Annotated in this window: 12 protein-coding genes; 10 read left to right on the top strand and 2 right to left on the bottom strand. The window is 41.7% G+C overall.

All coding sequences use genetic code 11. The annotated features are described in order from the left end of the window. Positions 1 to 278 precede the first annotated feature (278 nt). On the top strand, positions 279 to 860 hold the full coding sequence (locus tag IPP77_04375; GenBank protein MBL0308924.1) for a sigma-70 family RNA polymerase sigma factor: 582 nt from the start codon (positions 279 to 281) through the stop codon (positions 858 to 860). A gap of 6 nt (positions 861 to 866) precedes the next feature. Here IPP77_04375 and IPP77_04370 read toward each other — a convergent pair whose 3' ends face one another. Next, positions 867 to 2009 (bottom strand): collagen-like protein, encoded by a 1143-nt coding sequence (locus tag IPP77_04370; GenBank protein ID MBL0308923.1) that lies wholly within the window; start codon positions 2007 to 2009, stop codon positions 867 to 869. Between the two features lie 127 nt (positions 2010 to 2136). Here IPP77_04370 and IPP77_04365 point away from each other — a divergent pair, with 127 nt between their 5' ends. The 9 genes from IPP77_04365 (at position 2137) to IPP77_04325 (ending at position 11889) form a co-directional block, all read left to right on the top strand. Continuing rightward, positions 2137 to 3084, top strand: a complete 948-nt coding sequence (locus IPP77_04365) for a glycosyltransferase family 2 protein (GenBank protein ID MBL0308922.1) — start codon at positions 2137 to 2139, stop codon at positions 3082 to 3084. 281 nt (positions 3085 to 3365) lie between these two features. After that, the gene (locus IPP77_04360) at positions 3366 to 4367 is read left to right on the top strand and encodes an AAA family ATPase (protein MBL0308921.1); all 1002 of its coding nucleotides are present in this window, start codon (positions 3366 to 3368) and stop codon (positions 4365 to 4367) included. A 55-nt stretch (positions 4368 to 4422) separates the two neighbouring features. After that, positions 4423 to 5340 carry a DUF58 domain-containing protein gene (locus IPP77_04355; protein ID MBL0308920.1) on the top strand — a complete coding sequence of 306 codons (918 nt, stop codon included), beginning with the start codon at positions 4423 to 4425 and terminating at the stop codon, positions 5338 to 5340. After that, entirely contained in the window at positions 5337 to 6314 is a 978-nt protein-coding gene (locus IPP77_04350) for a hypothetical protein (GenBank protein ID MBL0308919.1), read from the top strand. The genes IPP77_04355 and IPP77_04350 overlap by 4 nt, the downstream gene beginning before the upstream one ends. Continuing rightward, on the top strand, positions 6307 to 7320 hold the full coding sequence (locus tag IPP77_04345; GenBank protein MBL0308918.1) for a VWA domain-containing protein: 1014 nt from the start codon (positions 6307 to 6309) through the stop codon (positions 7318 to 7320). The genes IPP77_04350 and IPP77_04345 overlap by 8 nt, the downstream gene beginning before the upstream one ends. Beyond that, positions 7321 to 8328 (top strand): VWA domain-containing protein, encoded by a 1008-nt coding sequence (locus tag IPP77_04340; protein ID MBL0308917.1) that lies wholly within the window; start codon positions 7321 to 7323, stop codon positions 8326 to 8328. It abuts the gene before it with no gap. Beyond that, complete coding sequence (locus tag IPP77_04335; protein ID MBL0308916.1) at positions 8325 to 9071, top strand: tetratricopeptide repeat protein; 747 nt, start codon at positions 8325 to 8327, stop codon at positions 9069 to 9071. The genes IPP77_04340 and IPP77_04335 overlap by 4 nt, the downstream gene beginning before the upstream one ends. Positions 9072 to 9152: 81 nt before the next feature. Next, entirely contained in the window at positions 9153 to 11075 is a 1923-nt protein-coding gene (locus IPP77_04330; GenBank protein MBL0308915.1) for a protein BatD, read from the top strand. A 58-nt stretch (positions 11076 to 11133) separates the two neighbouring features. After that, positions 11134 to 11889 (top strand): tetratricopeptide repeat protein, encoded by a 756-nt coding sequence (locus IPP77_04325; GenBank protein ID MBL0308914.1) that lies wholly within the window; start codon positions 11134 to 11136, stop codon positions 11887 to 11889. Between the two features lie 372 nt (positions 11890 to 12261). Here the strand turns inward: IPP77_04325 and IPP77_04320 are convergent, their stop codons facing one another. After that, positions 12262 to 12483: a hypothetical protein gene (locus IPP77_04320; GenBank protein ID MBL0308913.1), complete on the bottom strand. Its 222-nt coding sequence runs from the start codon at positions 12481 to 12483 to the stop codon at positions 12262 to 12264. Between the last annotated feature and the right edge of the window lie 23 nt (positions 12484 to 12506).

Genomic DNA, 12506 nt, shown 5'->3' with positions numbered 1-12506 from the left:
GAAAACTAAAAAGCCAGTAACGACTCTCTCTACTCTATTTTACAAGAATTGCAAAGGTAATTTTTAAGGCTTTATTTTTTCGTTAACCATTGAGTAATACTATACCTCTTTACAGTTTTTAAGTTTTCGAGCCTTGTTTGGTATATGGGTGAGAGAGTAGCGTCTTTCTATCGGAACCAAAAACAGTAAGAGAAGAGAAATTTAAATAAACCAAAAACAGAAACGCTTATAGCATACCTCTACGTGTAATTATATTAATTAACCTAAAACGTAACGGTATGCGCATGCAATTATTAAGCGACAAGGAACTGATTCAATTGTATCTTTCCGGTGAGAGGTTGGCTCTCGAAAGGCTAATCCTTCGTCATAAGGATAAAATCTACACCTCTATTTACGTGATGGTGAGAGATCAATATCTCGCCGAAGACATTTTTCAAGAAACGTTTATCCGCGTCATTGATACGTTGCGTTCCGGGAAATATAATGATGAGGGCAAGTTTGCGCCATGGGCGGCTCGAATTGCTTATAATCTATGTATTGACCATTTTAGAAAACTAAAACGATTGCCGGGAATTGTAACTAGTGAAGGAGATGACATCTTTAAGTATCTAAAATTTGAGGAGCGCTCTGAAGAAGACCATATCCGGACTGAAAATTACGAGGGGAAGTTAAAGGAGTTGGTTGAGCAATTGCCGGAGGAGCAAAAGGAGGTATTGATTCTCCGACATTTTTTCAATTTCAGTTTCAAGGAAGTTTCAGAATATACCAAAACACCAGTCAATACCTGTCTGGCACGGATGCGTTATGCGTTGATTAACATCCGTAAGATTATGGAAGAACAAAAGGTAGTGCTGCGTTGAACCCGTTTAAGGTTTCACGTGCATCAGTACCATGGAACGGTCTTGCAAATAGACTGCCTGACCAGTGCCTCCGCCTAACAACCCCTGATATACTATCCGGTATTGGTAAGTACCAGGTGTCAATCCTAAATCAGGGTAAATAATGGTTGTATTAGATGTGCCGCTGCTCAGGGTAGGTGGGTTTGTTGTTAGTGTGGTTCCCGCAGCCGTACCCTCTTCTACTCGATAGATATTTACTGCATTGGCGGCAAAATTATCTGTGCTTCTTTGTACCCAAAGAGCATAACGAGAACCTACTCCTAACCCATTAGTAGCATTATTTGTGGACTTAATGGAAAGGTTAGCCATGATTAGCACTCCACTGGTGTCAGTCTTCACCACAGTTTTTTCCGTTCCTTCTAGTACCGCTGCCCCAATGATGTTGAAACCTACCGGTAAGAGTTGCGCATAAGTTTCAGTACACACTGCACATAGCCCACCAGTACAGGGGAGCCATAAAGATGATGCAGTAGGCGCACAAATGCCGTTGGTCAAGGTAGTGGTAGCATTGGTTGAAACATAGGAAGATCCAACTGATATGCTGCCCGATACTATCTTCGGTAGTCCATCACCTCCGCCGCCTGTTCCTGCCGGACCAGTAGCACCGGTGGCACCCGTAGCTCCCTGCAAGCCGGAAGGGCCCGTAGCGCCAATTGTGCCAGATTCTCCTGTAGGGCCAGTTACTCCGGCTGCACCAGACGGACCCGCAGGTCCTGGCAAACTGTTAGCAGCAAACAGAGCATAAGGAACGCTGGCTAATTGAGAAGTACCCATATCATTATAGCTAGTGCCTCCCGCAATATCTACTTCAACTTGTAAAAACTTATTGCCATTGCTCCAATTTACGATAGCCAGATTTCCATTTGCCCCGATTTTGGTACTCACCAAACCAAATTGATTTGTAGGCAATGTCTGTGTTTCTTGGAAAACAACATTTCCTGCCGCAGTGAGATCATGGATACTAAAGCGGATCCCCACAGATGAATTGGCAACGATTTGTCCTGAAGCATCGCGCACTACCGCCTGATAATTAAGATTGTTCGGAGCCTGTGACATAACTCCACAAGCAATGGATAGAAAAGTAAAAGATAAAAGTAGCTGCTTTATCATAGAATAGAATATTTTGGAGATTGAATAGAATTTGACATGCCGAAAATAGTTCAATAGGCGATAATGCAAACTCTAATTTTCTGGCATGTAAAGGATGTTACTTTTGTAACGACAATATAATGTAAACGTGAGTCACTCTATCGAAATCTCTGTCGTTATACCGGTTTATAACGAAAAAGAAAATATCAAAATACTTTATGACGAGTTGTCGCGGGTATTAAATAATTTCGAATTCCGTTCAGAGGTAATTTTTGTGGATGACGGATCGGTGGATGATACCTTTGGAACCATCCGAAATCTGATCAACAGCAACATGGTTCAAGTCAAGGCCATTTCACTTTCGCGCAACTTTGGTCACCAGATTGCGCTAACCGCGGGGTTGGAACAAGCAAAAGGGAAGGTAGCGATATCTTTAGATGGAGACATGCAACATCCTCCTTCGGTTATCCCGGAGTTGTATAAAAAATACTTGGACGGCTACGATATCGTGAATACGATTAGACGGGATGATGAAAAGGTTGGAGTATTTAAGCAGATGTCTTCCGGATTGTTTTATAAGATTTTTAATTTTCTTTCTCCAACCAGAATTGAAAGTGCCACTGCCGACTTCCGGCTATTAAGTAGAAAGGCACTGGATGCCTTCCTTCAATTCCCAGAAAAGGACCGTTTTATCAGAGGAATGGTTGTTTGGATGGGCTTTTCGCAAACCTATATCTCCTATAAAGCGGACGCTAGACGCAAGGGTAACTCCAAGTTTACGCTTCTTAAAATGCTATCGCTCAGCCTCAATGCTATTACTTCCTTTTCTTCTGCACCCCTGAAAATCCCTTTGCTAATGGGTGGTGTTGTCTTTTTTATTTCGGTGTTTTATATATTTTTTGCCCTATGGAGATATGCTCACGGGGCTACCATCCCGGGATGGACTTCCTTACTTGTTTCAGTACTTTTTCTTGGCTCAGTTCAACTAATCAGTATCGGAATTTTAGGTGTTTATTTGGGCAGAATATTTAATGAGACTAAAAGTCGCCCCTTGTATTTTGTTAAAGAAACTTGGGGTATACTAAGTAGAGATTAAAAAAATGGTTTTTTCGACCGACGCTGCTGTTTCCTGTTGATTTGCGATCCTAGAGCCATTTCTATTTCCGTATCGGTTTATGCCTGTTACAGTGGGAGCAATTTCTATAAACATGCTATAACAGAGGCTTAAAAAGCTAATATGCAGTTGAGTGTAAATCCTCCCTATCCGACTGCAATTTAACCCCACTCTATCCCCAAATCGCCTTAACAAAATTTTATTTTTAACAAATTGGTGGAGGGTTACATTTGCCGTCCATTAAAAAACTCATTATGCAAGTAATATCAGGAAACACCACCGTTGACATTGCCTCACTTAACGAACGTATCAATCGCGAAAGTGCTTTTGTAGATGTTTTGAATATGGAATTGGGCAAGACCATTGTAGGACAAAAATATATGATGGAAAGACTGCTGCTAGCCATGCTTGCCAACGGGCATATTTTGCTCGAAGGCGTACCCGGCTTGGCAAAAACTCTGGCGATTAAATCACTTGCCTCAGCTATTCATGCCAAGTTTTCACGCATTCAATTTACACCGGATTTGTTGCCTGCTGATTTGATTGGCACCATGATTTACAGTCAGAAGGAAAATGACTTTTCTGTAAAGAAGGGACCAGTTTTTGCCAATTTTGTTTTGGCAGATGAAATCAACCGTGCACCGGCCAAGGTGCAATCGGCCTTGCTTGAAGCCATGCAGGAAAAGCAAGTGACAATCGGCGATAAAACATTTCACTTAGAAGAGCCCTTCCTTGTGCTCGCCACTCAAAACCCTATTGAACAGGAAGGAACTTATCCGCTACCTGAAGCACAAGTGGATCGTTTCATGCTGAAAGCGGTGATTACTTATCCAAAGAGAGAGGAGGAACAACTGATTATTCGTCAGAATATGAATCTGGAGAACAAAAAAATCAATCAGGTGGTTCAGAAAGAAGACATCATGAAAGCCCGCCAAACAGTTCGCGAAGTATATATGGATGAAAAAATTGAGCGCTATATCCTCGATATCGTCTTTGCAACCCGTAAACCAGAGGATTATAAGCTCAATAAACTGAAACCGCTAATCAGTTACGGAGGTTCACCGCGTGCCAGTATCAACTTGGCTTTGGCTTCTAAGGCCTATGCTTTTATCAAACGCCGTGGTTACGTCATACCGGAAGATGTTCGAGCAATATGTTTCGATGTGATGCGGCACCGAGTGGGGTTGACATACGAAGCTGAGGCGGAAAACATTACAGCGGAAGAAGTAATCAGCGACATTCTGAATGCGGTGGAAGTACCATAGTTCACTCTTTGCTTAATCGTAGAGTTTTCATTGGATTTTTTTAATTTTTAAAGCAGTGTCAAAGAATCTTTCAAATAGTTCGGAGGAAAAGCGACGGAAGCTCCGTCGCATAGAAATAAAGACACGGAAATTATCTAATCAGATTTTCTCCGGCAGTTACCATTCTGCCTTTAAGGGGAAAGGAATTTCATTCAGCGAGGTACGTGAATATCAATACGGTGATGACGTGCGGACCATTGATTGGAATGTCACAGCTCGGAACAGTAAACCCTTTGTCAAGGTGTTTGAAGAGGAGCGCGAACTGACGATGATGTTGCTTATAGATGTAAGCCAGTCCTCGTTTTTTGGCACACAAAATGAATTCAAGAACCATATCATTGCCGAAATCAGTGGCATATTGGCTTTCTCAGCTATCACCAATAATGATAAAGTTGGGGTGATATTTTTTAGCGATTCTGTCGAGAAGTTTATTCCACCTAAAAAAGGGAAGACACATATTCTTCGCATCATTTCGGAAATTTATGATTTCCATCCCACCAATACCGGCACGAATATCGTTGAAGCACTAAAGTACATGAACAATGTGGTGAAAAAGAAGTGTATCACTTTTCTTGTTTCTGATTTCATTCCTTCCAAAGTAACCCAGCGGACAGCGATAGACTTCAAAAATTCTTTAAACATTATTGGGAAAAAACATGATTTGATTGGCCTGCACATTTATGACGAGCGTGAGGTTAATCTGCCGGACATTGGTTTGATTAAAGTAACCGATTCGGAAACCAAACAGGATTTTTGGATTGATACCTCCGACAAGCAAATACGTGAACGATATTCTAAAAATTTTCATGAAAACAAGAAACTGACCAAAGAACTTTTTGGAAAAAGCGGAGCCCAGTTTGAGTCTATTAAGACAGAAGATAACTATGTCATTGCTCTGATGAATATGTTTAAGAGAAGGGAGATGAGAAGATGAGAACGCCTTGGATATTTATTGGGGTAGCTCGGAAAGTGACTATGCTCTTTCTTGCCTTATATCTTATTATTCACGGTCCTCTTTCAGCTCAAATCATCTCTGCCACACTAAAGGCTGATTCAAATCAAATCCTGATCGGCGACCACTTGAATATCAAGCTGGTAGTAAAGTATGCGAATGACTTGATGGTAGTTCTTCCTCCTTTCTCCGACACTCTTGGGAATATGGACGTGCTGAACGCCTCCAAAGTGGATACAAGCGTAGAAGGCAATTTCAAAATTTTAACTCGGACCTATACGGTTTCCGCTTATGATTCGGGCAAGTATCATACGGGACCAGTCAAAATATATTTCAAAGATAGGGGCGGTTTGATTGACAGTGTGATGTCTGATGCTGTTCCAGTTCTCGTAAACACGCTGGAAGTGGATACTGCAAAGCCGTTTAAGGCTATCAAAGCTCCGCTGGATGTTCCCTATTCATGGAAAGAATTTATTCCCCACATCATCGCCGGCATTTTGTTGTTGGCAGCTATTGCTGGAGGCATTTTCTATTGGAGAAAGCGAAGCAAGCGTAAGCCGATGGTGATTGAAAGGCCAAGACCAAAGGACCCGGCACATATTTGGGCGAGAAAGGAATTGCAAAAACTAGAAGAAGAAAAACTTTGGCAGAAAGATGAGGTGAAGCAATTCTACAGTCGGCTCACAGACATCTTACGAATGTATCTGGAATACCGCTACGATTGGTTTGCTCTGGAATCAACGACAGAAGAAATTGAAGAAAATATTGACCGGTATCACGTCAAGCATAAAGCAAAGGATAGCCTCATGCAGATTTTGAGAAGCGCTGACCTCGTTAAGTTTGCCAAGATGCTTCCTCTGCCGGATGCCAACATGCGCGCAATGGAAGCCGCCTATAAGTTTATTGACTTTACAGAACTTAAAGCAGAAAAGCCGGAGGAAAAAATAAATGTTTAACAATCTGAGTCATATCACTTTTGCGAATCCTTGGGTACTATGGTTTATTCCCGTAGTGCTGTTGCTCGCCGGGTTGTGGTGGTATTTTCTATCTAAAAAAAACAATCCAACACTTATCCTTTCCTCCACTAATTCATTCGCGGGATTAGGTGTGCCCATGAAGGCTAGGTTAAAGAAGTTCCTTCCAGCTTTAAGAGTGCTCACGCTAATTTTGTTACTACTGGCTATTGCAAGACCACAAACTTCTTATGATGAAGAAAAAGTGACTACGGAAGGAATAGACATTGTATTGGCGATGGACGTTTCTTCATCTATGCTCGCTAAAGATTTTACACCGAATCGCATTGAAGCTGCCAAAAAGGAAGCAATGGAGTTTATAGATGGCCGGCCAAACGACCGGATTGGTTTGGTGATTTTTGCTGGCGAAAGTTTCACCCAGTGCCCGGTAACGATTGACCACACTATCCTTAAAAATCAACTGAAGCAAATTAAAAATGGTTTGCTCGAAGATGGCACGGCTATAGGCATGGGCTTGGCTACAGCAACTCAGAGGCTTAAGGAAAGTCAAGCAAAAAGCAAGGTCGTTATTCTGATGACCGATGGGGTAAACAATAAAGGACTGGTGGATCCATTAACAGCTTGTGATATTGCAATGCAATTTGGAGTACGGGTCTATACCATTGGCATCGGTACCAACGGAAAAGCAATGACTCCGGTGGCCATGACTCAGACAGGCGAATTGATTTTTGATTATGCCGATGTGCAAATTGATGAAGCTCTTTTAAAGGACATCGCCAAGAAAACCGGGGGCCAATATTTCAGAGCAACTGACAACAAACGATTGAAAGAGATTTACTCTCAGATAGATAAACTGGAGAAAACAAAAATTGAGGTGAGTGCTTACCAACGCAAGACGGAAAAATTTCACGGCTTCGCTTTTCTTGCCGGCCTGCTTTTGTTACTGGAAGTGCTATTCAGGTATTTATTCTTAAAAAGCGTTCCATAGATGTTTCGGTTTGAGCATATAGAGTATTTGTGGTTGTTGCTGGCGGTTATTCCGGTAGCCGGACTCTTTGTTTTCTTTTTTGTCTGGAGGAAGAAAGCCATTGCAAAATTTGGAGATAGTTCGTTAGTGTTACAATTGATTCCTGATTTCTCAAACGGAAGACATCTGGTAAAGTTTATCTTGATTTTACTTTCGTATGTATTCATCGTTTTTGGCTTCGCGAATCCGCAGATTGGGACGAAACAAGAGAAAGTTAAACGGCAGGGGATTGATATCATCATCGCCCTAGATGTTTCCAACTCCATGATGAGTGAGGATGTGAAACCGAATCGTTTGGCACGGGCTAAAAATTTCATTAATAACTTCATGGACCAGTTAAAAAACGACCGGCTGGGCATCATTGTTTTTGCAGGAAAGGCGTATATGCAAATGCCCTTGACGGTGGACTACAGTGCCGGGCGAATGTATCTTCGGGCAGTGAATCCAGGAATGGTTCCAACTCAAGGCACTAACATCAGCGAGGCCATTAATCTGGCGAGAGAGGGGTTTGTAAAGGGTGAAACCAAACATAAGGCACTCATCATTATCACGGATGGAGAGGATAATCAAGGAGGGGTAGATGAGGCAATTGAAGAGATTGTAAAAGAAGGAGCAAAGGTGTTCACTATCGGCGTAGGGAATGAAAACGGGTCGCCGATTCCTTCAGGTAATGATTTTAAGAGAGATGAGAGTGGCAACATTGTGTTGTCTAAATTGAATCAGGAAATGTTGAGGGATATTGCAGCGAAAGGAAACGGAAAATTTTTCCTCTTAGGAAGTGGTAAAGATGAAATTGATGCCATCTTTAAAGAATTAGGCAGAATCAACACCAAAGACTTTGAAGAAATGGTTTTTACCGATTTTGATGATAAATTTCAGTGGTGTCTAATTACGGCCGCTTTATTGTTGTTGCTGGAATGGTGGCTGAGTGAGCGGAAAAGCCGCCGCTTATTAAATTTATGGAAATGAAAAGCAGGGGAAAACGATACTTAATGTTGTTGATTCTTTTCTATACAGGTATGCTTACTGCACAGATTCCTTTTACTACCCAACCGGAGAAAACGCAAACCCGAAACGGAAATAAGAATTTCAAAAAAGACAATTATACCGATGCTGAAGCCGATTACAAAAAGGCGCTGAATGAAAAGAACAATATGCCCGAAGCGGTCTTTAATCTAGGGGATGCAGTGTATGAGCAAAAGCGTTATGAAGAGGCTGCTAAACAATTTCAGCTTTCTGCACAAACGAACGCCGACCCGGTGGTTAAAGCCAAGGCATATCACAATCTCGGCAATACTTTATTAGAACAGAAAAAATGGGCCGACGCAATTTCAGCTTATAAGAATGCTTTAAAGATTAATCCGAAGGATGCCGACACCAAATACAATCTGGCATACGCCAACGCGATGATGCAACAACAACAAGGCGGCGGAGAGAATAAACAAGATCAGAAAAACAAAAAAGAAGATAAGAAAGATCAGCAACAAAATAAGCAAGACAACAAAGACCAAAAGCAGGACGAGCAACAAGGCAAGCAGCAAGAGCAAAAAGAGCAACAGCAAAAACAAGGACAGCAGCAACAAGCTAAGCTATCTAAGGAAGACGCAGAAAAATTATTGCAGGCTTTAATGAACGAAGAACAAAAGACGAATCAAAAAATGCAGCAGAAGCAAATGAAGCCAGTCAACGTAAAGATTCAGAAAGATTGGTAATATCCGTTTTGGATTGTGAAAAAATATTAAGTCGGAAGCCTAAAGTTTGAAAAATAGAATCCAATCTATAAATTTTGCAGAGTGAGAACAAGTACTAGCCATATTAAGCAGTTGAAGCCTTCCTTGTTGAAGGGTTTAGCGGTCGTGCTTATACTTTTCATAGCGGTATTTAACTGCCAGTTATTAACCGCCCAAGCTCGGTTTTCTGCGGCAGCTCCCAAAACCGTGCCCGAAAATCAGAGCTTTCAACTGAGCTATACACTTGAAAATGCAAACGGAACAAATTTAAGACCTCCTTCCTTCAATGATTTTCAGTTGGTGGGTGGGCCAAATACATCGACCAGTATGCAGTTTATCAATGGCAGTGTATCTCAGTCGGTTACCTACTCCTATATTTTACGTCCTAAAAAGCAGGGGACTTATAAAATCGGGAAGGCAAGCATCAATGTGGAGGGGGTAAATATGGAGTCTAATGAGGTAAGCGTGGAAATATCCGCACCCTCCTCTCAACAACAAAGCCAACAACGACAGCGCAACCCCTTCGACCCTTTTGGAGACCCCTTCTTTAATCAACAACAAGAGCCGGAGCCTCAGACTTCTAATGAAGATCTTAGCAAACAATTGAAGGATGATATTTTTCTCAAAGTAGTTGTCAGTAAAAGCTCCTTGTATAAAGGCGAAATGCTTACCGCTTCTTACAAACTATATTTCCGTCAGAACTTATCGGGCTATAACTTGAGCAAGGCGCCTACATTCGATGGGTTCTGGAGCCAGGAAGTGGAATTGGATCCTAAAAGAACTCCTTCTGTTGAAACCATTAATGGCAAGCAATTCAACACGGTTGAAGTACTGAAATACAATCTTTATCCGCAGCGTGCAGGAAGTTTACAAATAGCTCCGGCTGAACTCTCCACGGTGGCACAGGTGGCTGTCCGGTCTCATTCTCGGAATGCCTTTGATGATTTTTTCAATATGGGGCGAGCGCAGAATGTTCCTTTAAACCTAAAAACAGCGGCGACTAGCATCAGTGTGAAAGATTTGCCAGACAGCGGCAAACCGGCCGACTTTGCAGGAGCGGTGGGTAAAATGAATTTTCAAACCTCGCTTTCATCGAAGGAAGCCAAAACAGATGAACCAATTACCTATACCGTTAAAATATCCGGAACCGGCAATCTGAAGTTGGTTGATGCTCCCACTGTCCAATTGCCAAACGGATTTGAAGTTTACGAACCCAAGGTGAAAGAAAATATTTCTAATGGTGCAGCAGGAATGAGCGGAACGAAGCAGTATGACTATTTGATTGTACCTCGCCAACCCGGCGATTATAAAATCGAGAGTCAGGTGTTTTCATACTTCGATCCTTCTACCGGAAAATACCACAGTATTGCTTCGCCGGAGTATGCACTAAAGATTACCGGAGAGGCATCTAAAAATCCAAACACCGGCATTTCTGCCTCGGTTAGTAAGCAGGATGTTTCCTTACTTGGTCAGGACATCATTTACATCAAGACCAAACTACCGGAGTTTAATAAAAGTGGTAAATCTTTTTTCGGTTCTGCGGGATTCATGGCTCTTTACTCTGCGCCGTTTCTTCTTTTTATCGGGCTGATAGTTTTGAAAAGAAGAAGCGATTCTTTGTCAGCAGATTTAGTAGGTGCCAAGAGAAGAAGAGCTTTGAAACTGGCAAAAAAGCGCTTGAGCCTGGCTGATAAACATTTGAAGCAGAATGACAGAAAGAGTTTCTATGATGAAGTTTCACGCGCCATTTGGGGATACCTTGGAGATAAGTTAAGTATTGATATGTCCGAACTCTCCAAAGACAATGTGGCAGATAAACTTTCGGCACGTAGTGCTAAAATCGAAACTGTAGTTAAACTTCAGCAACTGATCAGCACTTGCGAATTGGCTCTCTATGCTTCATCAGGGGGAGATGGAGAGATGAAGCATCATTACGATTCAGCGCTGAACTTGATTGCAGATTTGGAAGATGAGATTAAAGCATGAAGAGGAGCACCTGATAATGAGAACGAATCAGAAAATACAAACGTTGAACAATAGAGTCATGAACTACTTTCGTGCACCACTGCTCGCATGTGCTTGTCTGCTATTATCCGCTTTTACATTTGCTCAAGCTCCACGGGACTTATATAAAACTGCCTCAGATCAATATAAATCCAGTCAGTTTGAACAAGCGGCCACCAGCTATGAAAAGATTTTGGCACAGGGCTATCCATCACCAGAAGTATATTTTAACCTAGGCAATTGTTACTACAAATTGAATCAAATTGCAAAGGCGACACTCAATTTTGAAAGGGCAGCCAAACTTTCTCCGGAGGACGAAGATATCCGGCATAATCTCAAACTCTCCGAACTAAAAACTATTGATAAAATTCAGCCGGTTCCCCAATTGGCGGTGATTACTTGGTGGAAAGAATTCACCGCTTCCTACTCTTCCGGTGGATGGGCCATATATGCGGTGATTTTTGTTTGGCTGGCTCTGTTGGCTGTTGCCTTTTCATTGTTTATAGGGATGAAAAAAATAACTGCCACGGTGGGTGTTCTGTTTTTTATTTTATCCGTTAGCTTTTTGATGTTGTCCTTTCAACAAAAAACCAGAGAACAAAATGCGTCAGCAGCCATTTTGATGGTTTCCAACTCTTTCATTAAAAGTGCACCTGATTTCAATGGCAGCAATCTATTTATGATTCATGAAGGAGTTAAATTCAATATCCTAGACCAAGTAGGCACTTGGTATAAAATCCGTCTTGCAGATGGGAAAGTAGGCTGGTTGGAGAAAGGAAGTTTCGAGCGGATTTAAATCCGTGGACTACCTTGTCTTAGTAAATGAAAACCATTCGCAGTAAGGGTTGTCTATACAACTTTGTTTTACTGCATTAAATTCTTCCGGACCCATTTCCTTTTTACAGTAGGTAGTATCTACGCCATAACATCGGCAATAGGCGCATTTCTCACAGGATGACATCGAGATAACAACGCCCAAGAACAAAAAAGACAGAAGAGTTTTCATCAATAACCGCTAATTTAAACGAGATTGAAAACGGAAAATAGATATTTTTTTGAAAAGGACGTTTCGACGCGCGCTATACACCCTTTCATAACTCTTCTGTACTCCTCTCCCTATATCAAGAAGCTATTTTTTTAAGTAGCGCAAAGTACAACCATGAAGGGACTAAAGTTGGTCCTTCTTCAAATCTCGGAGTAGAAAGCTATAGGCCAAAGACAAAACCCGGCTATACGACTCGCCCTCAAATTGCTTCATTTCATTATTTCCCTTATCCGTTAGCAACAACACCCACCCCCCGTCGTCATCCATATCCAAGGAGACAGTGTATTTAATGAGTAGAGTTTTAAGTTTGGTGGTGTTGCGCATGGATTTGAAAATGAATGGCAAAGAAAGCCTATTCAGTATTTTCG

The organism is Bacteroidota bacterium (genome assembly GCA_016722375.1).
Taxonomy (GTDB): Bacteria; Bacteroidota; Bacteroidia; order Chitinophagales; family LD1; genus Bog-950.
The sequence above is the reverse complement of the archived record's forward strand: the minus strand, read 5'-3'. Positions and strand labels throughout refer to the sequence as shown.